The following is a 22,927-nucleotide window of genomic DNA, read 5'->3' on the forward strand; positions in this document are numbered from 1 at the left end:
CTGCTTACGGCAGCGTCAGCACCGAGACACTACCGAATCGTTAGGTCCCCGCAACACAGTCGATCGCGGGGCCTAGGGCGCCAGGCTGCGCATGGTCCTGACGACGTAGTCGTCCAGCAGGGCGTCGCGGGTGGGCCAGTCGTTGGTGGTGATCAACAACGCGTAGAACCCGAGCAGGAAGAACACCGCGCTGTTCCACGGGTTCACGTCGGCGGCCACCTCACCCTGCTGTTGGGCCAGTTCGATCTCGCGCGCCACCCCGGCGATCACCGGGTGCTCCTGACTGTCCGGCGCGGGTGGACGTGTCTGCGAAAAGTGCAGGGCCAGAAAGTCTTTGAACAGCACACCGCCGAGCCTGCGTTCCAGCCCGACCACCAGTCGCATGGCTTCACGCAGCCCGCCTTCCAGGCTGTGCGGTTTCTTGAGGAACTGGTTGTACTGCTTGGCGATGCGTTCTTCTTCACGTTGCTCGAGCTCCAGCAGCACATGTTCCTTGGTGGGGAAATGGAAGAAGAACGTGCCGTGCGCGACGCCTGCCGCGGCCACGATGGCGGCCACGTCCGCCTCGGCCATCCCCGCTCGCTTGAACTCCGCGATCGCCGCGCCCATCAATCGCTCACGCGTCTGCAGGCGTTTCGCCTCGCGCGCAGACAGCCCGTCTGCCACAGCCATTTCATTCCTCCGCTTGGACCTGAGAACGACGAACCGATTCAACGGGCCGACCGACCCCGAATCTAACCTGCGGCCGCGTCGTGCAAGATCTGTTGTAGCCGTTCCAGCGGATCCCCCGCTGTGGGATCCAGGCGGTTACGCGGCTCAGTGGGCGACGCACCGGCCGATATCGGCGGTGGCGCTGCCACCGGCGGCGGGGGCTGGGGCGGCGCGGATGGCGGAATGGCACCAGCCGCGGCGATCTTGCCGTTCAACCGATCCGGCGCCTCATCGCGCACGGCTCGCCGATCCGGGTCAGGGTCGGCGTTGCCGCGGAAACATCCGGCGGGTGCCCGGTCCACCACGTCCCGCGCGGCCAGATAACCGTTCATGGCCGCCTGGCCGTCGGACATCGCCATCGCCCGGTCGCCGAGCGTCTCCCTGACGAGCTCCAGATTCACCCGAGCCGAACATGATTCATCGGTGGGCAAGCGGGCCACAGCCCCGGTGAAGTACCGCTCGGCGTCGGCGAGCCGGTCTTCCAGCACGGCCAGCGTGCCCGCGGCGAAGTCGGCCTTGCCCGGCTCAACGACATCGAGCGTCTGAAGCAGCGAGACGTCGCCGGCCAGCGCCTCCGTGTCGCGATCGGTGAAGCTCGCCCCTGCGGAGTTGCCGACCACCACGACCGACAACAGCTTGACGACGGCGATGACGAGCACAAGCGCCACCGGCGACGAGTAGACCAGCAACCTGCGGCGCAGCGTGTTCATGACGCCGGCCCCACGTCGATCGGCTGCAGCCGACGGAATTCCCGTAGCACGAGGTAGAACTCGACCAGGATCAGCAGGGCCGCGGCCGCTGCGAAGCCCCAGTACAACTCGACGACGGCCCGGTCCACGACCGGCGCAGGGGTCTGGCCTGGTGTCCCGCCACCGGGTAACGCGGCGTCCAACGGGCTCGCGTCCGTACGCGACACGAACGGAACCCCGATCTGTCCGGCGACGCCGCGTAGGGCTCCTGCCCCGGCACTTCCGTAGCCCAGCACCGCGCCACCGTCCACCGCATCCTCGGGCAGCTGGAATTCGCGTTGTGGCGCTTGTGATTCCGTGGCGCCCGCGCCCAGATAGAAGACCAGGTTCTCGGCACGCGGAAACTGCTGTACCGCGGTGATCAGCTGGTAGCGCAGCACCGTTGCCGCTGCTCCGACGTTGGCATCCGACGCCGCGGAGTACGGATCCAAGGCGGTCACCACCGGACGCAAACTCCAGGTATCGGCGGACAGTGGCCACTCCACGGTCGGGTGGTCGGCGAAACTGATCAAGGCGAACCGGGCGCGGGGATACCGCTCGATCAACGCCATGACGTCGGCGTGCGCCGCCGTCATCCGGGTACGGCCGTCGATGTCGCGCTCCGACATCTCCGGCGAGCGGTCGAGGATCAGGAAGATGTTGGGTTCGCGGTCCCCGGCCGGGCGCGCCACGGTGTCGTTCGCCCCGCCGGCCACCGGCCCGAGCGCGGCCAGCAGCAACAGCAGCCCGGCGACCGTCATCGCCGACCAGCGCCGGAGTGCGGGCCGTCCACCGGAGCGGGCGTGGCTGAACGTGACGGCGCGAGCCGCGACCAGCGCCACCGCCAGCACCGCCAGCAGCAGCGGCGGGATGAGCGGCTCAAGCCTCATCGCCGCATCACCACCGGCCACCACCACAGCACCGCCAGGGCGAGCAATCCCATCGACAGGGGGACACCCGGCGTCTCGGCGGACCTTACGTCCGCGCTCTCGGCAGTCGACCCCGCTGCCGGTGGATTGGCCCGGATCTCGGCGAGATGCCCGGGGACATCGGCCGCATCCGAATACCACCGGCCGCCGGTGCCGCGGGCCAGATCCGCCACAGCCCCCTCGCCGGACCCCGGCGTGATCGCGTTGACCTGGACCCCTGCCTGCACCGCCAGATCGCGGAGCCGGTCCGGGGTGAACAAGGATGCGGTCTCGCCGCTGCCGGGCAGGGATTCCGGACCGACGTAGATCAACGATCGTCGTTGCGCGGCCTTTTCGTCGAAGGACGGGAACCCGGTGAGACACATGGCCAGCACGTCCCGGGCGCCGGCGGTGTAATCCACGTAGGACACCGGTGCGACCAACGGCCGGGCGCCTTCCTGGCGGGCGGCGGCGTCGAATTGTGCTGCGGCGTACTGGTAGTCGCGGGTGAGTGGGACCACACGCCGGTTGGCCGAGGTGAGCCCGATCCGCTCGGTGCCGAAAGTGCGGACCCGCTGGGCCAGGTACCGCATCGCGGTGCTGACCGCGGGATCGCTCGCCGGGCCGCCGACACAGACCATGATGTCCTCGGGGGTCGCGACCTGGGCGCTGCGGTGCCACGACGGTAGACCGGTGGGTCGTGCGGCCACCAGCGCCGACGCCGCGAAGGCGACGGTCAACATCACCATCGCGATCACCGCCGAGATGGTCCGCAGCCGCGCGGCACGCACATACTCGGGTAGCGCGGTGAGCCGCGCGGTGTTGGCCAGCGGCCTGAGTTCGCCCGGGTCAGCCGGCTGCCTTCCCAACAGCGCCAGGCCCACACACCCGGCGAGTGCCAGACAACCCGCGATCGCCACCGCCCACCAGATCAGGTCCATCCGCGGATCAACTCCTCGGCGGTGTCGCTGGCCGTCCCGGCGTCGAGTGCCGAATGGTGGTTGAACTGAATGTCGGTGAGCTGGGCCAAGAGCGGCGCGGCAGGGGCGGCCGCACTGCCGGCGATCGCGTCGACCTGCATGTACTGGGCCCGAACCCCGGTGACGGCATGCAAGAAGGCGCGCAGTTCACGGCTGAGTGCCGCGCCGGCGGGCGCGGCACTCAGATCACCCGACCGGTAACGGTTTCCGATGGTTCGCACCGCGCGAGCCGAGCGGCGGCGCTGAAGCTCGGCCCGTGCGGCGCCCAGGAGGGGCAGCTCACGCACGGAGCGCTGTCGTGACGTCAGCACGAATACCGCGACGTACCAACCACACAGCAACAGGATCAGGGTGATCGCGGTCCACAACCACACCGGCGAGTAGGGCATCGGACCGATCACGTGGCGCAGCAGGTCATCCGGCACGGGCGTACACCTCGGTCATGGCGGTCAACGCCGACTTGATCCGCGGACTGCCGCCGATCCGGGCGTGGGGTATCCGCTGCAGTGTGAGGAATTCCGAAAGACCCGCTCGCCGTTGGGCTTCCGCGCTCTGATATGCCTCGATGACCTGCTTGTCCAGATCGGTCAGGATGGGGCGCCCATCGGCGACCTCGTAGCTGCGGCCGGTGTCGGGATGCGTGCTCACCGCGGGCATGTCGCCGACCAGCGCCCACAGCACGTCGTGGCGGGCGGTCAGCGGGCGCAGCACCTCGGCCAACCGGTCGTCGACCCTCGGCTCGTCGGACACCACGAAGATCAACAGCCGGTGACGGTAATGGCGGGCCACCCATTCGAGCTGAACCAGGATGTCGCTCGGACCCGGGTGGTCGGTGACGTGGTGGTGGAACCGGTGCAGCATGCTCTCGATGTGCGTCTCGCCCCGGCGCAGCCGGATGTCGACGTTACCGCGCCGATCCCCGAGGACCATCGCGATCTCGTCGGAGCGGGGCAGCGTCATCAATCCGATCGCGCCGATGATGTTCTGGGCCACAGTTCTTTTCAGTTCGCCCGACGGAGCCAGCCCGCAGCTGTTGCGGCCGGCGTCGGCGATCACCAGCACCTTGTGATGCTTCTCGGAGACGAACCGTTTGATCAGCGTGTGCCCGGACCGCGCCGTGGCCTTCCAGTCGATGTCACGCACGTCGTCGCCCGGGACGTAGGGCCGCAGCTCGTCGAACTCCAGACTGCGGGTGTGCACCAGGGCGTAACGGCCGCCTTCGAGCAGTCCGCCGGCGTCACGGCCGACAAACGCCCTGGCGGAGTCCAGATACCTGCCCATGGCGGCCTCACGGGACCTGGACCGTACGCAACACCGCGTCGACGACGACGTCGGGGGTGACGCGGGCGGTGGCCGCTTCGAATCCGAGGATCAACCGGTGTCGCAGCACGCGGTGGGCCAGCCGGGCGATGTCGTCGGGCACCACATGGTCGCGGCCGCGCAGCACGGCCAGCGCGCGCGCCGTCCGGCAGAAGGCGAGCGTGGCTCGCGGGCTCGCGCCGTACTCGATGAGCCTGGCCAGGTTCGCCGGCAGGTGGTGCCCGGGGTCGCGGGTGACGGCGACGAGGCGGCTCGCGTAGTCGACGAGTGCCCGATCCAGATACACCGAAGCGACGATGCCCTGGGCGCGGCGCACGTCGTCGATCGTGACGACCGGCGTGACCCGGTGTTCGCGCTCGTACAGCCCGGCGTCCATCCGGGCCGCGATCTCGACCTCCTCCTCCACCGAGGGGTATCCCACGATCTCCTTGAGCATGAACCGGTCTGTCTGGGCCTCCGACAACGGATACGTGCCCTCCTGGTCGACGGGGTTCTGGGTGGCGATCACCAGAAACGGCTCGGGAATCGGATACTCGACGCCGGCGATCGTGGTCTGCCGTTCCTGCATCGCCTCGAGCATCGCGCTCTGGGTCTTGGCGCTGGAGCGGTTGATCTCGTCGAGCAGCACGATGTTGGCGTGCACCGGCCCGAGCTGGGTGGTGAAAGAATTGTGGTCGGCCTCATAGATCTGGGTACCGACGATGTCGCTGGGCAGCAGATCGGGTGTGCACTGGATTCGCCGGAAGCTCCCGTCGATGGACTCGGCAACCACCCGCGCGGCCGTCGTCTTGGCCAGGCCGGGAACGCTTTCGATCAGCAGGTGCCCACCGGCCAGCAACGCGACCAGCATCGACTCGCGGAGATGGTCCTGGCCGACCACCCTGGAGGCGAACGCCGAGGTCACCGCGCCGACAATGCGCTGAGCCTCGGCGGCGTCGCGCTGGTCAGCCTGCAATCGCGGTGCCGTCATGGGTCCTCTCCGGTGATCTGGACCCCGGGCCCAGTACGCACACGGTTACCCAGACCGGCCCGATGTCATGCTTGGCGAGCGGCGCGGCCACCAGAACCAGCGGCCCAGCAGCACGGCGATGGGCGGCACGACGAAGGTCCGCACCAGCAGGGTGTCGATGAGCAGTCCGATGCCGATCGTGGACCCGACCTGGGCGATCGTCGCGACACTGGCGCCCAGCATCGCGAACATGGTCAGCCCGAACACGATCCCCGCGATGGTAACGACGCTGCCGGTGCCGGCGAAGGTGCGGATGGTCGCGGTCCGCACTCCTGCACCAGACTCGTCGCGTAACCGCATCGCCAGCAGCAGGTTGTAGTCCGCGCCGACGGCGACCAGGGCGATGAACGCCAAGGCCGGGACCGCCCAGTGCAGGGGCTGGCCGAACAGAAACTGCCAGATCGCAACGCTGGCGCCCAGCGCCGAGGCGTAGGAGAGCGTGACGGTGGCCAGCACCACCATCCCGGCCACGGGGCTGCTCAGCATCGCGGCGACGATCAGGAAGATGAGCACGAGCGTGGCGATGACGAGCAGGGTGAAGTCGTGTCCGACGTACGTGATCAGTTCTGCGGTAGCGGTTCCCACCCCGGTGAGCTCGACGACGCCACTGACGGCCAGCGGGGTGTCCTTGAGTGCTTCGGCCGCGGCGATGCGGATCTCATCGGAGCGCTCGGCGCCGTCCCGGCCCCACGATTCGCCGTCGCCGTAGACCAGCAGCCGCGTGGCACGACCGTCGGGGGAAAACATCATCTCCATCGCCCGGCGGTATTGCGGATCGTCGAAAGTCCTTGGCGGCAGATAGAACCCGCCCTCCGAACTGCCGTCGAAATCGGTGCTGAGCTGTGACAGGTAGCCGGTCATCTGCTGCATCTGCGGCCCGACAGTGCCCAGGCTCGAGCGCAGGGTGGAGGTGAGGCCGCGCAGCTGGGCGAGTGCGGCGCGCATCGTCGCCACGCCCTTCGCCGCACCGTCGAGTGAGTCGGTGGCGCCGGCGGCACCTTCTTCGAGGGCACCCGCGCCGCCGGCCAGCGTGCCTGTCGCGCTCACCGCGTCGTCGAGCGGCGTGACGATCTTCTGCACCGCGGCACAGATCGGGTTGGCCGCACAATCGGGGTTGCCGTTGACGAATTGGCGTAGCGGATCGGCATATCCGGACACCTGCTGCAGGTTGCCCCGCAGTCCGGTCATGCCCGCACCGATGTCCTGGGAACCCGCCCCGACCCGGTTCAACCCGTCGACCGCACCGGTGAGCCCGCGTTGCATGCCGTCCAGGGACGCATCGAGTTGACCGATCGTGGCCGCGACGGTGTCCACCGAGTCCATCCCGCGCATCGCCGATTGTGCTGTGCTGTCGAGTTGTTCGCCGATCTGGCCGGCCTGATAGGTCAGGGTGCCCTGGCGCACCGGGGTCCCGGCGGGTCGGCTGGCGGACTGCACCGTGCGCACTCCCCGCACCTCGAGGACCTTGCGGGTGACGCGCTCGATGGTGATCAGCCCGGCCGGGGTGCGCAGATCACGGTCGGCCTGGATCGAGACGATCTCGGGTAGCAGCCTGTTGTCCGGAAACCGTCCGTGCACCGCCCGGTATCCGCGGCTGGAGTCGGTGGTGGCCGGTTGTGCGCTCAGCTCCGCGAAGCTGACCTCGGCACCGAGCAACGGAACCGTGCAGACGATCAGGGCACCGACGGCTACCACCAGGACAGGGCCCGGCCATCGGGCGACCCCGGTGCCGATCCGGCGCCATCGACGGTTGATCCGTGCTGTCCGCGGCTCCACCCATCCGCGCCGGCTGAACCAGCCGATCATGGCCGGGGTCAATGTCAGCGCGCCCAGCATCGCCGCGAGAATGCCGATGCCACTGGGTATCCCGGCGCTGCGCAGGAAGCTCACCTTGGCGAAGGTCAGGCAGAACAGCGCCGTGGCGATGGTGGCGGACGAGCCCGCGATCACCGGCGCCACCCGGCGATAGGCGTCGGCCAGCGCGTCAGGCGGAACCAGACCGGCGCGCCGGTTCTCGTGGTAGCGGCCGAGCAGGAAGATGCCGTAATCGGTCCCGGCGCCCAACACCATGGCCGACATCAAAGCCACCGAGAACACCGACACTTCGATGACGCCATGCTCGCCGAGCAGTGCGACGACCGGACGGGCGAGCGCCAGCGACAGCCCGACCGATGCCAGCGGGACCGCGGCGGTTATGGGCGAGCGGTACACGAACAACAGCAGGGCCGCGATCATGCCGACGGTCAGCACCGTGATCCTCGCCAATTGTCCGTCCAGCGCCGCGAACTCGTCGACCAGGCTGGCTCCGGGCCCGGTGACGTACGTGCGCAGCCCCTCCGGTGGACCGGCGGCGGTGACCGCCGCGCGCAGGGCGGCCACTGCCTCGGTGGCTGTGCTGCTCCCGAGTTGTCCGGACAGCCTTGCCATCAGATAGGCCGCCTGGTGGTCCTGGCTCTCGAATACGGCTGCCGCGGTGGGGTCGTCCCACAGATCCATCACCGATTCGACGCCGGGGGTGTCCATCCGCAGCCGGTCGGCCAGGGCTCGGTAGTAGCCGCGATCGGGCTCGCCCAGCGGTCGGTCGGCATCGAGGACGACGTAGGCGATGTTGTTGCTGTCCGAGTCCCCGAACAGGGTGCCCATCCGCTGGGCTGCCCGGGTGGCGCCGGAATCGGCCGGAAAGAACGCCCGGGACTGCTCTTTCACGACCTGTTCGAGTTGAGGCACCGCGATGTTGCCGACGCCGGCGAGCAACAGCCAAGCCGCGATGACCAGTAGGGCGTACCTGCTTGCCGCGCGTGCAACAGACTCCAACATCGCTTCCCCGCCCTCTATAACAATGTTATTGGCAGGTATAACATTGTTATGGCAGCATGTCCAGGACGATGGCGACCATGGGAATTCGCGAAAGCCTGATCGAGGAGAGCCTGCAGGTCCTCGAGGAAAGTGGGCCCGAGGCACTCAGCGCGCGCATGCTGGCCAAGCGGATCGGCGCGTCCACGATGGCCGTCTACACACACTTCGAAGGCATGCCGGGCCTCTACGAGGCGCTAGTGCGGGAGTCCTACGTCCGCTTCGGCGAACACCTGAACCGGCGCCCCGACAGCGACGATCCGGTGGCCGACCTCCTGGCCTCCGGATTGGCCTACCGGGAGTACGCGCTCACCTATCCGCAGCGGTACCGGCTGATGTTCGGAATCACCTCGCCGGCCATCACCCTGCCGATCGGCCGCGACATCACGGTCGACGGCAACCCGGCGGCGCTGTCCGAGATCAACTCGGTGTACGCCCAGATCCCCGGCTTCGTACGGCGTTGCATGGACGCCGGGGCCATCGACGAGGGCGATCCGGTGGTTGTCGCCGCCCAGATCTGGACCATGATGCACGGTTACGTGCTGGCCGAGATCATCGGTGTCTTCGGCACCGACGGCGGCGGTGTCTCCCGGGTACTCGCGCCGCACATCACCAATCTGCTGGTGGGCCTCGGCGGTGACCGGGAACGAATCCTGCAGTCGTTTCAGCGGCTGAAACCGCCTGCCACACCGCCGCCCCCGAGCCCGCCCGCGAGGGCAACGGTCCGCCGCGGGCGCCGGACCAGGCCTTAGCCCGCCGTGCGCGCCGCGAAACGCCTACGGCCTCAGGATGATTTTGACGGCGCCGTCCTTCTTCTTCTGGAAGATGTCGTAGGCGTGGGGCGCTTCGTCGAGCGGCAGCACGTGCGTGGCGAAATCGTCGACGCCCAAAGGGTCGTCGTCGCCGAGCAACGGCAGGATGTCGCCGACCCACTTCTTGACGTTGGCCTGTCCCATCCGCAGCTGAATCTGCTTGTCGAACAAGGTGAGCATCGGTAGCGGATCTGCCATGCCGCCGTAGACGCCGATCAGTGAGATGGTGCCGCCGCGGCGCACGATGTCGATCGCCGAGTAGAACGCGTCCAGTCGGTCCACACCGGCGGTCTGCATCATCGGTTTGGCGATCGAATCAGGCATCAACGCGGTGATCTTCTGCAGGGTCGAGGCCACCGGTGAGCCGTGCGCTTCCATACCGACCGCATCGATCACCGAATCCGTGCCACGGCCGTCGGTCATGGACCGCACCGCATCGCCCACCGGTTCATCGAGCGACTTCAGGTCGATGGTGGTGATGCCACGCTCCTGGGCCCGGGCCAGCCGTTCGGGGATCCGATCCACCGCGATCACGCGGTAGCCGAGATGGTGGGCGATGCGGGCCGCCATGTCACCGATCGGCCCGAGCCCGAGCACCGTCACCGAGCCGCCCTCGGGAATCTCGGCATAGGCGACGGCCTGCCACGCGGTGGGCAGGACGTCCGAGAGGTAGACGAACCGGGAATCCGGCGGGCCGTCCGGCACCTTGATGTGGGTGAAGTGGGCTTGGGGCACCCGAAGGTATTCGGCTTGGCCGCCGGGGATCTGGCCGTACAACTCCGAATAGCCGAACAACGCCGCACCCATGCCCTGGCCGCGAACCTGGGTGGTCTCGCATTGCGTGTACAGATCCTGATCGCACATGAAGCAGTGACCGCACGAGATCTGGAACGGGATGACCACCCGCTCGCCCACCGACAGGCTTCCGACGCCCGGGCCCACCTCCCTGACGATGCCCATCGGTTCGTGCCCCAGGATGTCGCCCGGGTGCATGAACGCACCGAGCACCTCATAGAGGTGCAGGTCCGAACCACAGATGTTGGTCGAGGTGACCTCGATGATCGCGTCGGTCGGCTCTTCGATCTTCGGGTCCGGCACGGTTTCCACCCGGACATCGCGCCGGCCGTGCCAGGTAACGGCTTTCACAGGTGCACTCCCATCGCTGTCGATGTCGCCGCTGAGGTGGCTACCCCGGAAGTGGGGTGCCAAACCGGCACCCCGGTGGCCGACAATGGTCTGGTGGCGCAGAGCTGGGAAGGTTTCGACGGATTCGTCGGGCTGCTCGACTATCCGATGTTCATCGTGACGGCGCAGTCCGCGGACGGACCGGCGGGCTGTCTGGTCGGATTCACCACGCAGGCAAGTATCGATCCACCTCGATTCCTGGTCGGGATTTCGAAGCAGAACCACACGTTCGCCGCCGCGGAAACAGCCGATCACCTGGGCGTTCACCTGCTGGCCTCCGACGAGTTGGACCTGGCCCGCTGGTTCGGTGGGCAGACCGGCGACGCGATCGACAAGTTCGCCCGGTGCAGCTGGCATGAAGGGCCCGAAGAGACGCCGATCCTCGATGCCGCACCGGCCTGGTTCGTGGGCGCGGTCCTCGATCGTGTCGACCTGGGCGACCACGTCGGGTATCTGCTGAATCCGATCGCCGGCCAAGCCCCGGACGAGCCGCGGCCCTGGGTGAGTCTCACCGACGTGGCCGATCTCAAGCCCGGCCACGAGGCCTGAGCCGCTACTTCCAGGCGAAGACCGGCTGTTCGAGTTCGTCGACCGGATCGGTGCGGCCCTCGAGGGCCAGCCACCGCAACTGCAACAGCACCGCACCGGTCGGCGCGTGGATCAGGTCGTTGCCCAACGGGATCTGCACCACCGGACGCGGACTCTCCGGAATGGTGATGAACCGGGGCGAATCCTCGCGCTGCAACTGATGCAGCCCCACCCGGTAGGCGGCCACCACCTCGTCGGGCGACGGATGCAGATCCAGGCGTCCGCCGCCCCAGATCACCACCGGGGTGATGACGTACCCGGAGCGGGTCGGATAGTCGTCGAGCAAGCCCAACACCGCCGAGTCCGGGAGGTTCACGCCGACCTCCTCGTCCAGTTCCCGCAGCGCCGCCTCAACCGCGTTCTCTCCCGGGTCCAGCCGGCCACCGGGAAGCGCCCACTGTGCTGCATGCGAGGAGAGGCGAGATGCCCTGCGGCACAACAGGAAAGCGGCGCCACCCGATACGTCGACCATGCGTCCGTCGAGGCCGGGTTCCGGCATCGGCCTGCCGTCGATCCATTCGTCGACGGGCGCGGGATCCACCCGGTCCTCACCGACCTCGGAGTCGACCAGCACCACCGCGACGGCCGCGTGCCGCTTCGTCGGATCGGTCACGGTGCGGCGGTCGTGCCCCGCCAGATGCGCCCCGATGCGTTCCCGCAAGGCTTCGTCGTAGGCGATCGTCACCGCTCGACCATAGGCGCGCTTTCCCGCGCCCGGTCCACCCAGGTCACTCCGCCGGCTGATCGGCCTTACGCGTCTGCTGATACAGCGCGAGCCTCCAGACGCCGTCGATGCGGTGGTAGACGCTGGACATGGCACCCACGAACGCGGGCTCGTCGCCGTCGCGATAGGCAGTGCCGACGTACACCAGAATCGCGTTGTCGTCATCGACGGCGATCAGCCGCACACCGCTGATCTCATAGGCACGCCACGGCGGGGACTGCGCGAGTGCGCTGACGACGGTGTTGTGGTCCATCACCATGCCGTTGGCGAGCACCATCACAGCCTCGGGCAGCATCAGCTCGCCGTAGAAATCCGCACCGGTCGACTCGCACAGCGAGTCCCATCCGGCACGTTCGATGTGCAGGAGTTCGTCGAGAACTGGGCTGGTCACCGCTAGGTGATACCCGTTACCCGGACCTGGTATGCCTGGGCATCACTGTTAAAACAGTGGTAAAAGTGACTGGTGGGTGTCAAGACTTCGGCCCTCGCGGGCATCGCAGCTGTGACTGCGGCCGCCGCGGTGGGCACGATCTCGACGCCTGTCGCTTCGGCCGCGCCGGACTGTCCAGACATCGAGGTCGTCTTCGCCCGGGGCACCGACGAGCCCGCCGGCATCGGAAACGTCGGCAAGGCGTTCGTCGACACGCTGCGTCCCATGGTCAAGGACTCGACGATCGGCACCTACGCGGTGCAGTACCCCGCATCGTGGGACTTCATGAAAGCCGCCGCCGGGGCCACCGATATGAGCAAGCGCGTCCAGGCCACAGCGTCGCGTTGCCCCAAGACCAAGATCGTGATGGGCGGCTACTCGCAGGGCGCCGCCGTGGTCGACGTCGTGGCCACCTCACCCATCGCGGGCCTGGGCTACACCGCTCCGCTGCCCGCCGCGGTGGTGCCGCGGGTCGCCTCCGTCGTGGTGTTCGGCAATCCGTCCGCGCGTCTGGGCCAGCCGTTGACCCGGATGAGTCCGGACTTCGGTGCCAGGACCGCCGATCTGTGCAACACCAACGATCCGATCTGTTCGCTCGGCCGGGACTGGAATGCGCACGTCAGCTATCCGAAGTCAGGGCTGATCAAGCTGGCCGCACAGTGGGTCACCCGTCATGTCCAGCCGCCGCCTCCAGCACCCGCTGCTCGGCGCTGAGCAGGTTCCTGGCTCACCCGACTGCGATCGAGCCGGTCTCGAGCTCGCGCAACGCAGTTCGCAATCCTCGCCGCCTACCGGTCTGCGCATCCACGCCGAAACTCTCGCGCATGCCGGCCCGCACCCGGAACTTGAGCTCTGAATGGGTCTCCGGGGCGTCGTCGGAGGTGGCCTTTAGCAACTTGTCGGGCAGGGCCAGCTTGAGAATGGTCCAGAATGACTGAAAGTACTGGCGCGGAAGGGATCCCGTCGTGTACGGCAGGTCGTATTTGTCGCACAGCGCCCGCACCTTTCGGCTGATCTCGGCGTAGCGGTTGCTGGGCAGGTCCGGAAACAGGTGGTGCTCGATCTGGTAGCACAGGTTCCCGCTCATGAACGCCATCACCGGCCCTGCGCGGAAATTCGCCGAGGCGAGCATCTGACGCAGATACCACTCCGCATGCGTCTCGTCCGCGAACTCTTCCCGGGTGAATTTCTCTGCGCCATCGGGGAAATGCCCGCAGAAGATGACCATGTAGGCCCAATAGTTGCGGATCAGGTTGGCGATCACGTTGGCCCGCAGGGTGTGCTTCCAGTTCGGACCCGACAACGCCGGGTAGACCAGGTAGTCCTTGCCGACCTGCTTGCCCACCTTCTTGCCGATCACCCTGAGGTCCCTGCGCACCTCGGCGATGGACTTCTCGCCTCTGCGGAACCTCGTCGTCTCCAGACCGTGGGCGGCGACACCCCATTCGAACAGGGTGCCGAGCAGCAGGTTGTAGACCGGGTTGCCGATCATCCACCGCTCCCACCGTTGATCCCGGGTCAGACGCATGATGCCGTAGCCGATGTCGTCATCGAGCCCGACGACATTGGTGTACTTGTGGTGAATGAAGTTGTGGGATTTCTTCCAGTGCACACTCGGTGCTGTGGTGTCCCACTCCCACTCGGTGGAGTGGATCTCCGGATCGTTCATCCAGTCCCATTGGCCGTGGATGATGTTGTGCCCGAGTTCCATGTTCTCGATGATCTTCGCGGTCGCCAGCATCACGATGCCGGCGTATCGCGCGACCCGATTTCCACTGGCGAACAACGCGATCCGACCACCGGCGGCCAAGCCACGCTGAAGTTGGATCGCCCGCCGGATATAGAGGGCGTCCCGCTGACCCCGGGATTCCTCGATCTCGGCTCGGATGGCGTCGAGTTCGGCGGCGAGCGCCTCGACGTCCTCGGCGGTGAGATGCGCGTATTGCTTGATGTCGGCGATGGCCATGTCTCTCCTCGCAGATCTCTAGACGTTCAAAGTGCAATCCCCTGCGGCGGTCGAGATGCAGGTGTTGATGCGGTCACCCGGGCCGTGCTCCGCACCGGAGCGGAAGTCGCGGACGTGCCCGGACTCCAGAGGCAGGACACAGGTTTGACAGATACCCATCCGGCAGCCGAACGGCATCTGGATCCCGACTTTCTCGCCGGCCTCCAGGAGGGAGGTGGCACCGTCGATCTCGACGGACTTGTCCGAGAAGGCGAAGGTGACCGTGCCACCCTCTCCGCCCCTGTCGGTTCTGGCGATGACGAACCGCTCGGTGTGCAGATTCTCGGTGCGCCCGGCTCCGTTCCAGATGGCTTCGATGGTGTCGAGCATCGCGGGCGGGCCGCATGCCCAGGTGGGGCGCTGCGTCCAGTCCGGGACGATGTCGTCGAGCGCCGCTGGAAAGTCGAGGTGGCCTTGTTCATCGGTCAACTGCAAGTGCAGCCGGTATCCGCGCAGCTCCTGGCCGAGGCCCTGCAGCTCGTCGCGGAAGATGACTCGGTCCGCACACGGCGCGGAATGGATGTGCACGACGTCAGGGTCGTACCCACGATGTTTCAGGGTCCTGAGCATCGCCATGATCGGGGTGACGCCGCTGCCGGCCGAGACCAGCAGGAGTCGCTCCGGCGGCGGATCGGGCAGCGCAAAATCTCCCCGGGGAGAAGCCAGCCGAACGATCGTGCCCGGTTTCACGCCCCCGACCAGGTGGCTCGACAAGAAGCCCTCAGGGGTGGCCTTGACAGTGATCGAGATCAGATCCGCATGCCTCCGCGGGACCGATGTCAGCGAGTAGGAACGCCAGTGCCACCGTCCGTCGATGTGCAGACCGATGCCAACGTACTGGCCTGCCTGGTAATCGCCGGAAAACCCCCAGCCCGGTTTGATCGTGACAGTGGCCGAGTCCTCGGTTTCCTTGCGTACCTCAACCACCTGACCGCGTAACTCACGCGCCGACCACAGCGGGTGCAGCAGCTTGAGGTAGTCGTCGGGCAGCAGCGGTGTGGTAGCCCGCGCCAACAATCCGCGCAGCAGGTTGACCTTCGACGTGGATGCGGTCTCGACATCGCTCGCCGGCTTCTCACTCCACCGGCTCAGCCGCCGCAACGTACGGGTCTTGGTGAACATACGTACGCTGACTACCCCGATGGGTTTGAGCTCACACGTCGGATTTGGACTCCAGGCTGAGCCTCTCGACGCTGACCGGGTAGAGCCGGTGAGCGCCGGGCAGGCCCTTCAGTTCCACCTCGCGGGCTGCGCCCAGCACGATGTCGTCGAGGTGCTTGACCGCTTCTCCGACCGGCTCGCTGACCAGGATCTCGCCGCCGTCGGCCTGACCGGCGACCCGGGCGGCCATCGCGACGTCGAGCCCGAACAGGTCGTCGCCGCGGCGCACCGACGTGCCCATGTGCACGCCGATCCGCACCCGGATCGCCTGCCACCGCTGCGGGCTCTCGGCCAGCGCACGCTGGACGTCCGTGGCGAACCGCACGGCATTCTCCGGATCAGCGAACGCGATCATGAACCCGTCGCCCTGGGTCTTGACCACGTGACCACCGTGTTTGTCGACGCGTGCCTGGACAAGCTTGTTGTGCTTCTCCAGCAGCTTCACCCAGGCCCGGTCACCCATGGCGGCGTTGTACTCGGTCGAGCCCTCGATATCGGAGAAGACGATGACGACCCGCCCATCGGCGGTCAGCCGGGCGAGGTCCGGGCGTTCCACCTGAGCCCATCCGGCCAGATCCTCGATGGAGTTGCGCACGGTGGCGCCCAGCCCCTTGTTGATCAGCATGTCCGCGGTCTGGAAAACCGTCTTGATCGCCAACGGCGCCACCCCGCGACGGCGCCTGCGGCGGCGGTCCTCATCCTCTGACCGCATGCGCTCGATCTCTCGCCGGGCCTTCGTCAGCTGCCGCCGGCTCACGATGAACAGCACGAGGAACGTGACGAACGCCGCGAACAACAGCACGACGACCCCCAACAGGACGGACTCAAGGGTGGTCGGCATCGGCACCTGGTGATTATCGGGCACAGGACGGCGGATGCGGACAACGCCGCCTCCGGCGCACATGTCACATTTCGTCGATTAGAGGTGTCTTGAGGGGGTAATCACCATCGACTAGGAGTCACCATGGATGCTCGTTTGAATCTGTTCGAGAACCCAACCGCCGCCAAGATACTCAAGTACGTCACGTCGGCCGGCAAGGTGATCACTGACTCGGCACTGCCCAAGTCCACGCACGAATTGGTGGCGCTGCGCGCCAGCCAGATCAACGGCTGCGGCTTCTGCACCGACATGCACACCAAGGATGCCGCTCTCGCCGGAGAGACCCAGCAGCGCCTCCACCTGGTCGCGGCTTGGCGGGAGGCGACCGTTTTCACCGAGGCCGAACGCGCGGCCCTCGAGCTGACCGAACAGGGCACCCGCATCGCCGATGCGGCGGGCGGGGTCAGCGACGAGGTGTGGGCGAATGCGGTCAAACACTATGACGAGGACCAACTCGCCGCACTGGTGTGCCTGATCGCGTTCATGAACACGGTCAACCGCTTGAACGTGATCGTGCAACAGCCCGCCGGCGGCTACCAGCCCGGCCAGTTCGGATAACGGCGCCGGGACTGTCCGGACGATCGTCGGTGGGGGCGAACTGGCACGCTGGTCATCAATATGACCACTCCCCTGCTCGACGATCCGAACGACCTGTCGGCGCTGCACGCCAAGGGCGACGACGCCGACACCCTGTTCACCGAGTTCGCCGCCTGGGCGGAGGCCAACGGCACGACGCTGTACCCCGCCCAGGACGAGGCGCTGATCGAACTGGTCAGCGGCGCGAACGTGATCCTCGCGACGCCGACCGGCTCGGGCAAGTCGCTGGTGGCCACGGGTGCGATCTATGCGGCGCTCGCCGCAGACCGCGTCAGTTTCTACACCGCCCCGATCAAGGCGCTGGTCAGCGAAAAGTTCTTCGCTCTGTGTGATGTGTTCGGGGCCGACAATGTCGGCATGCTCACCGGGGACGCGTCGGTGAACGCCGACGCGCCGATCATCGCCTGCACCGCCGAGATCCTGGCCAATCTCGCGCTGCGGGAGGGTGGCGACGCCGACATCGGCCTGGTGGTGATGGACGAGTTCCACTTCTACGGCGACCCCGACCGCGGCTGGGCCTGGCAGGTACCGCTGCTGGAACTCCCCAAGGCCCAGTTCCTGCTGATGTCGGCGACGCTGGGTGACGTCACATTTCTGCGGGAGGACCTCACGCGCCGCACCGGACGTCCCACCGCACTGGTCGCCGGGGCGCAGCGGCCGGTTCCGCTGTTCTTCTCGTACGCCACCACGCCGATGCACGAGACCATCGCCGACCTGCTCGAGACCAAGCAGGCACCGGTCTATGTCGTGCACTTCACCCAGGCCTCGGCGCTGGAACGCGCGCAGGCACTGATGAGTGTCAACGTCTGCACCAAGGAGGAAAAGGCCGCGATCGCCGAACACATCGGCAGCTTCCGCTTTTCGACGACGTTCGGGACCACGCTGTCACGGTTGGTCCGGCACGGCATCGGCGTCCACCACGCAGGCATGCTGCCCAAATACCGGCGGCTGGTGGAACAGCTGGCCCAGGCCGGGCTGCTCAAGGTGATCTGCGGCACCGACACTCTCGGCGTCGGCATCAACGTGCCGATCCGCACGGTCGTGTTCTCTGCACTGTCCAAATACGACGGCACCCGGATGCGGTTGCTCAACGCCCGCGAGTTCCACCAGATCGCCGGACGAGCCGGCAGGGCGGGCTATGACACCGCGGGCACCGTCGTCGTACAGGCGCCCGACCACGAGGTGGAGAACCTCAAACAGTTCGCCAAGGTGGCCGACGACCCCAAGAAGCGCCGAAAGCTGGTGCGCCGCAAGGCACCCGAGGGCATGGTGCCATGGGGCGAGGCCACCATGAACCGGCTGATGGAAGCCGCCCCCGAAGCTTTGACCAGCAACATGCGGGTGTCCACGGCGATGATCCTCGACGTCGTCGACCGTCCGGGCGACCCGTTCGTTGCGATGCGACGGCTCCTCACCGACAACCACGAGCCCCGTAAGCGTCAGCTGAAGCACATCCGTGAGGCGGTCGGCATCGCCCGCTCGCTGCTGCAGGCCGGAGTAATCGAGCGCCTCGACGAACCCGAGCCGGATGGCCGCCGCTACCGGCTGACGGTCGACCTGCCCCCCGACTTCGCGCTCAACCAACCGCTGTCGACTTTCGCGCTCGCCGCGGTCGACGTGCTCGACCCCGAAGCCGAAACATATGCGCTGGACGTCGTTTCGGTGATCGAGGCCACCCTGGAAGACCCTCGTCAGATTCTGGCTGCCCAGCTGAACAAGGCCAGAGGCGAGGCCGTGGCACAGATGAAGGCCGATGGCATCGAGTACGACGAACGCATCGAGTTGCTCGACGAGGTCACCTATCCCAAACCGCTGGCCGAACTCCTGGAACACACCTACGAGGTGTACCGGCAGACCAATCCCTGGGCGGCCGACGGACACCTGTCCCCCAAGTCCGTGGTGCGCGAGATGTGGGAACGCGCGCTCACCTTCCGCGAGTACATCAGCCTCTACGGACTGACCCGTTCGGAAGGCGCCGTGCTGCGTTACCTCTCCGATGCGTTCAAGGCCCTGCGCTCGGGCGTGCCCACCACGGCCCGCACCGAAGCGCTGGCCGACATCGTCGAGTGGCTGGGTGAACTGGTGCGCCAGGTGGATTCCAGCCTGCTCGACGAGTGGGAACAGCTGACCAGTCCCGACCAGCCGCACGACGTCCCGGTCCCGGTACCCGCCCGGCCACGCCCGCTGACGGGCAACGAGCGCGCGTTCACGGCGATGGTGCGCAACGCGTTGTTCCGCCGGGTGGAGCTGTTCGCCCGATCCCGCTGGGACGAGCTGGGAGCGCTCGATGCCGCGTCCGGGTGGACGGCCGAGCGCTGGGCCGAGGCCGGTGAGGCCTATTTCGACGAACACACGGAGGTGGGTACCGGAGCCGACGCACGCGGACCGGCATTGCTGATCTTCGACCGGCAGCCTCAGGTGTGGCGGATTCGACAGATCCTCGAAGATCCTGCCGGAGATCACGATTGGGGCTTCGACGTGGAAGTCGACCTGCCGGCCAGCGATGAGGAAGGGACCGCGGTGCTGCGTATCGTGGACGTGGGCCGGATGGGGTGAGCAGTTGCTGACCTTGATTTTATCGCGCCACCGGGGCCTTGCCGCAAGGCCAGGGTGATGGCGCACAATCGCTGGCCGAACGACGCCACGGGCAAGCAAGGGAACTGAGGGCTACGTGCCAGCTGACGCACACGACGACGAATTGCAGTCGGAACAGAACTATGTCGACGGGCTCTATACCCGCCTGGACGCCGAGCGCACCCGCGTGCGGGAGCGCTATCGCACCGCGCTGCGTGAGCACGGTGGCTCCGCGGTGGAGCGCGATGCGGAGGTCATGGCGCTGGCCAAGGAGGGCAACCGGCTCGACGTGGCCGACAACGGCCTGTGCTTCGGGCGACTGGAAACCGTTGCCGGAGAACATCTCTACGTCGGGCGCCTGGGCATCTTCGACCGCGAGGACGACTACGAGCCGTTGCTGTTGGACTGGCGGGCACCGTTGGCCCGCCCGTTCTACACCGCGACCGGCGCGCATCCGGAGAACATGCGCAGGCGCCGCCAGTTCCGCACCCTTGGGCGGCGTGTGCTCGATTTCACCGACGAGGTGCTCGGCCGGCCCACCGGGGAAGACTCCGGCGATGCGGCGCTGCTGGCCGCCGTCAACGCCCCGCGCGGTGAGGGCATGCGCGACATCGTCGCGACGATCCAGGCCGAGCAGGACGAGGTGATCCGCAACGAGCACCTCGGCGTGCTGGTGGTCGAGGGCGGGCCCGGGACCGGCAAGACCGTGGTGGCGCTGCACCGGGTGGCGTACCTGCTCTACACACACCGCGAGCGGATCGAACGTCACGGTGTTCTGGTGGTCGGTCCCAATGAGGCGTTCCTGCACCACATCGGCCGGGTCCTGCCCTCGTTGGGCGAATCCGACGCGGTGTTCATGACGCCCGGCGACCTGGTCCCCGGCCTGCAGGTCACGGCCGAGGACGCACCCGAGGTCGCCGCGATCAAGGGCTCACTGCGGATCCTCGACGTGCTGGCCGCCGCGGTGGCGGACCGCCAGGCGGTCCCGGACGAGCCGATCCTCATCGAACTGCCCGATGTCACCGTGCGCATCGATGCCGAAACCGCGCAGTGGGCCATCGAGGAGGCCCGCGACACCGGACTGCCCCACAACGAGGCCCGCGCGACCTTCCGCGACATCGTCACCTACGTCCTCACCGAGCGGGCCGTGGCGCGCATCGGCAAGGGCTGGCTCAGCCGTCAGGACAAGGCGGCATGGGAGGAGCTGCGGGCGAGCGTGGTCAGCGAACTCGACGACAACGCGGCATTCGCTGCGGCACTCGATGCGCTGTGGCCGATCCTCACCCCGGAAACCCTCCTCGCCCCGCTGTATTCGTCGCCCGAGCGGCTTGCCGCGGCCGGTGCCGATGCCCGGTTGTTCCGTGCCGACGGCAGCGCCTGGACCATCTCGGACGTGCCCCTGCTCGACGAACTCGTCGACCTGCTGGGCCGGGACAAGGCGGCCGACGAGGCCGCCGAACGCGAACGGCGCGAGGAAGCCGCCTACGCCGCCGGAGTGCTCGATCTGATGATCGCCCGCGAGGATCTGATGGACGACGAGGACCACCTCCTGGCCAGCGACCTGATCGACGCCGAGGACCTGGCCGACCGGTTCCTCGAACGCGACACCCGCGAACTCGCCGAACGCGCTGCGGCCGACCGGGATTGGACCTACGGTCATGTTGTGGTCGACGAAGCCCAGGAACTGTCCGAGATGGACTGGCGGGTGCTGATGCGTCGTTGCCCACGGCGGTCCTTCACAGTGGTCGGTGACCTGGCCCAACGCCGCTCGGCGGCCGGGGCCCGGTCCTGGGACACCATGCTGGAGCCGTATGTGCCCGGCCGCTGGATCTACCGGACACTGTCGGTCAACTACCGCACCCCGGCCGAGATCATGGCGGTGGCCGGTGCGGTGCTGGCCCAGTTCTCCCCGTCTGTCACCCCGCCGGAATCGGTCCGCTCATGCGGGGTGCAGCCGTGGTCACGGCACCTGAGCGCCACGGAAATACCGTCTGCCATCGAGGAATTCGTTCGTGACGAAGCGGCACGGGACGGGACCAGCGTGGTGATCGGACCCCCGGACGTTCCGGGTGCGGTGGCACCGTCGGAGACGAAGGGCCTCGAGTTCGACGCCGTGCTGGTCGTGGAGCCCGCACGGATCCTGGCCGACGGCGATCGGGGTGCCGCCGAGTTGTACGTCGCGTTGACCCGCGCGACGCAGCGCCTCGGCGTGCTGCACACCGCACCCCTGCCCGCCGCCCTGAACGGACTCGCCCATGCCTGACACCACGTGTGCGATCGTCGGAGGTGGACCCGCCGGGATGATGCTCGGGCTCATCCTGGCCCGATGCGGAGTGGCGGTGACCGTGCTGGAGAAGCACGCCGACTTTCTGCGCGATTTCCGCGGCGACACAGTGCATCCGAGCACCATGCGGATGCTCGACGAATTGGGCCTGTTCGACGAGTTCAGCGAGATCGGTTACAGCAAGGTGGAGAAGGCGGAGTTCCCGGTCGACGGCGATCCGGTGACCTTCGTCGACTTCCGCCGGCTGCGCCAGCCACACCCGTACGTGGCGATGGTGCCGCAATGGGATTTCCTCGATCTGCTGGCCGACGCCGGAAAGTGCGAACCCAACTTCACCCTGCTCATGCAGACCGAGGTGACAGGGCTGCTGCGCGACGGTGAGCGGATCACCGGCGTGCGCTACACCAGCCCGGACGGGGCCGGCGAGCTGCGCGCCGAGCTGACCGTGGCGTGCGACGGGCGCACTTCGGTGGTCAGACGGGAGGCCGGGCTGAAGACCAAGGACTATCCGGTGCCCTTCGACGTCTGGTGGTTCCGGTTGCCGCGGACCGAAGACGGTCAGTACTCACTGATCCCGCGTACCGGGCCGGGACGCGCGCTCATCATGATTCCCCGGAGCGGCTACTTCCAGGTGGCCTACCTGATTCCCAAGGGAAGTGACGCCGCGCTGCGGGCCCGCGGGCTCGACGCATTCCACGCCGAGCTCGCCGAGCTGATCCCCGAAGCCGACGCCGGATCGCTCGCCTCGTGGGACGACGTCAAACACCTTGATGTACAACTCAACCGGCTGCCGCGGTGGCACCGCGAAGGGCTGCTGTGCATCGGCGATGCCGCGCACGCCATGTCACCCGTCGGCGGGGTCGGCATCAACGTCGCGATCCAGGATGCCGCCGCGGCCGCACGCCTGCTGTACCAGCCGCTGCGCGGGCACCGGGTCACCGAATCCGACCTGGCCGCCGTGCAGCGTCAACGCTTCGTGCCCACCACAGTCACCCAGGGCATCCAACGGATCTTGCATCGCCAGGTGATGAAACCGGTGATGGCCGGTGCCGAGATCACCCCGCCGGGTGTGCTGGGGACCATCATGCGCCGGTTCCCCCAACTCAGCGCGATACCGGCGTATCTGGTGGGCACCGGTGTACGGCCCGAACACGTGCCCGAGCCGGCTCGCCGTTAGG

21 protein-coding genes are annotated in these 22,927 nt (G+C 67.4%); 7 read left to right on the forward strand and 14 right to left on the reverse strand.

Annotated features, from left to right (window positions below):
- Positions 1-72: 72 nt before the first annotated feature.
- The 8 genes from H977_RS0118010 to H977_RS0118045 all read right to left on the reverse strand — a co-directional run bounded on the left by H977_RS0118010 (position 73) and on the right by H977_RS0118045 (position 8,473).
- The gene (locus H977_RS0118010) at positions 73-672 is read right to left on the reverse strand and encodes a TetR family transcriptional regulator (RefSeq protein ID WP_029109160.1); all 600 of its coding nucleotides are present in this window, start codon (positions 670-672) and stop codon (positions 73-75) included.
- Between the two features lie 62 nt (positions 673-734).
- Positions 735-1,421, reverse strand: coding sequence for a hypothetical protein (locus H977_RS0118015; protein WP_029109161.1), 687 nt, complete (start codon positions 1,419-1,421; stop codon positions 735-737).
- Positions 1,418-2,329: a VWA domain-containing protein gene (locus tag H977_RS0118020; RefSeq protein WP_029109162.1), complete on the reverse strand. Its 912-nt coding sequence runs from the start codon at positions 2,327-2,329 to the stop codon at positions 1,418-1,420. Before H977_RS0118020 ends, H977_RS0118015 begins: the two co-directional genes overlap by 4 nt.
- On the reverse strand, positions 2,326-3,288 hold the full coding sequence (locus H977_RS0118025) for a hypothetical protein (protein ID WP_029109163.1): 963 nt from the start codon (positions 3,286-3,288) through the stop codon (positions 2,326-2,328). Before H977_RS0118025 ends, H977_RS0118020 begins: the two co-directional genes overlap by 4 nt.
- Positions 3,279-3,752 carry a hypothetical protein gene (locus H977_RS0118030; protein WP_029109164.1) on the reverse strand — a complete coding sequence of 158 codons (474 nt, stop codon included), beginning with the start codon at positions 3,750-3,752 and terminating at the stop codon, positions 3,279-3,281. The genes H977_RS0118025 and H977_RS0118030 overlap by 10 nt, the downstream gene beginning before the upstream one ends.
- A complete protein-coding gene (locus H977_RS0118035; protein WP_029109165.1) occupies positions 3,742-4,608 on the reverse strand; it encodes a DUF58 domain-containing protein in 867 nt (288 codons plus the stop codon). The genes H977_RS0118030 and H977_RS0118035 overlap by 11 nt, the downstream gene beginning before the upstream one ends.
- Positions 4,609-4,615: 7 nt before the next feature.
- Complete coding sequence (locus H977_RS0118040; protein ID WP_029109166.1) at positions 4,616-5,617, reverse strand: AAA family ATPase; 1,002 nt, start codon at positions 5,615-5,617, stop codon at positions 4,616-4,618.
- A gap of 45 nt (positions 5,618-5,662) precedes the next feature.
- Positions 5,663-8,473 carry an MMPL/RND family transporter gene (locus H977_RS0118045; RefSeq protein WP_036476334.1) on the reverse strand — a complete coding sequence of 937 codons (2,811 nt, stop codon included), beginning with the start codon at positions 8,471-8,473 and terminating at the stop codon, positions 5,663-5,665.
- A 56-nt stretch (positions 8,474-8,529) separates the two neighbouring features.
- On the opposite strand from H977_RS0118045, the gene H977_RS33425 reads away from it, so the two are divergent.
- A complete protein-coding gene (locus H977_RS33425) occupies positions 8,530-9,261 on the forward strand; it encodes a TetR/AcrR family transcriptional regulator (RefSeq protein ID WP_081681764.1) in 732 nt (243 codons plus the stop codon).
- A 24-nt stretch (positions 9,262-9,285) separates the two neighbouring features.
- Here H977_RS33425 and H977_RS0118055 read toward each other — a convergent pair whose 3' ends face one another.
- The gene (locus tag H977_RS0118055; protein WP_029109168.1) at positions 9,286-10,467 is read right to left on the reverse strand and encodes a zinc-dependent alcohol dehydrogenase; all 1,182 of its coding nucleotides are present in this window, start codon (positions 10,465-10,467) and stop codon (positions 9,286-9,288) included.
- A 147-nt stretch (positions 10,468-10,614) separates the two neighbouring features.
- On the opposite strand from H977_RS0118055, the gene H977_RS0118060 reads away from it, so the two are divergent.
- Positions 10,615-11,055, forward strand: a complete 441-nt coding sequence (locus tag H977_RS0118060) for a flavin reductase family protein (protein WP_051288937.1) — start codon at positions 10,615-10,617, stop codon at positions 11,053-11,055.
- Positions 11,056-11,059: 4 nt separating this feature from the next.
- Here H977_RS0118060 and H977_RS0118065 read toward each other — a convergent pair whose 3' ends face one another.
- Both H977_RS0118065 and H977_RS0118070 read right to left on the reverse strand, forming a co-directional pair.
- On the reverse strand, positions 11,060-11,779 hold the full coding sequence (locus tag H977_RS0118065; RefSeq protein ID WP_029109170.1) for an NUDIX hydrolase: 720 nt from the start codon (positions 11,777-11,779) through the stop codon (positions 11,060-11,062).
- Between the two features lie 43 nt (positions 11,780-11,822).
- A complete protein-coding gene (locus H977_RS0118070; RefSeq protein ID WP_029109171.1) occupies positions 11,823-12,209 on the reverse strand; it encodes a nuclear transport factor 2 family protein in 387 nt (128 codons plus the stop codon).
- 111 nt (positions 12,210-12,320) lie between these two features.
- Between H977_RS0118070 and H977_RS0118075 the strand changes: the two genes are divergently transcribed.
- Complete coding sequence (locus H977_RS0118075) at positions 12,321-12,962, forward strand: cutinase family protein (RefSeq protein WP_155946710.1); 642 nt, start codon at positions 12,321-12,323, stop codon at positions 12,960-12,962.
- A 13-nt stretch (positions 12,963-12,975) separates the two neighbouring features.
- Here H977_RS0118075 and H977_RS0118080 read toward each other — a convergent pair whose 3' ends face one another.
- From H977_RS0118080 to H977_RS0118090, 3 genes are read right to left on the reverse strand one after another with little or no spacing between them, the layout of a single operon-like run.
- Complete coding sequence (locus tag H977_RS0118080; RefSeq protein ID WP_029109173.1) at positions 12,976-14,214, reverse strand: fatty acid desaturase family protein; 1,239 nt, start codon at positions 14,212-14,214, stop codon at positions 12,976-12,978.
- Positions 14,215-14,232: 18 nt separating this feature from the next.
- A complete protein-coding gene (locus tag H977_RS0118085) occupies positions 14,233-15,375 on the reverse strand; it encodes a ferredoxin reductase (RefSeq protein ID WP_051288919.1) in 1,143 nt (380 codons plus the stop codon).
- 31 nt (positions 15,376-15,406) lie between these two features.
- A complete protein-coding gene (locus tag H977_RS0118090) occupies positions 15,407-16,255 on the reverse strand; it encodes an adenylate/guanylate cyclase domain-containing protein (protein WP_029109175.1) in 849 nt (282 codons plus the stop codon).
- Positions 16,256-16,378: 123 nt separating this feature from the next.
- Here H977_RS0118090 and H977_RS0118095 point away from each other — a divergent pair, with 123 nt between their 5' ends.
- From H977_RS0118095 to H977_RS0118110, 4 genes are all read left to right on the forward strand, one after another.
- On the forward strand, positions 16,379-16,852 hold the full coding sequence (locus H977_RS0118095) for a carboxymuconolactone decarboxylase family protein (RefSeq protein WP_029109176.1): 474 nt from the start codon (positions 16,379-16,381) through the stop codon (positions 16,850-16,852).
- A gap of 60 nt (positions 16,853-16,912) precedes the next feature.
- A complete protein-coding gene (locus H977_RS0118100) occupies positions 16,913-19,447 on the forward strand; it encodes a DEAD/DEAH box helicase (protein WP_029109177.1) in 2,535 nt (844 codons plus the stop codon).
- A 115-nt stretch (positions 19,448-19,562) separates the two neighbouring features.
- Positions 19,563-21,728, forward strand: coding sequence for an RNA polymerase recycling motor ATPase HelR (helR, locus tag H977_RS0118105; RefSeq protein ID WP_029109178.1), 2,166 nt, complete (start codon positions 19,563-19,565; stop codon positions 21,726-21,728).
- Positions 21,721-22,926: an FAD-dependent oxidoreductase gene (locus tag H977_RS0118110; RefSeq protein ID WP_029109179.1), complete on the forward strand. Its 1,206-nt coding sequence runs from the start codon at positions 21,721-21,723 to the stop codon at positions 22,924-22,926. Before helR ends, H977_RS0118110 begins: the two co-directional genes overlap by 8 nt.
- The last annotated feature ends 1 nt before the right edge of the window (position 22,927 follow it).

Source organism: Mycobacterium sp. URHD0025 (genome assembly GCF_000426065.1).
Taxonomy (GTDB): Bacteria; Actinomycetota; Actinomycetes; order Mycobacteriales; family Mycobacteriaceae; genus Mycobacterium.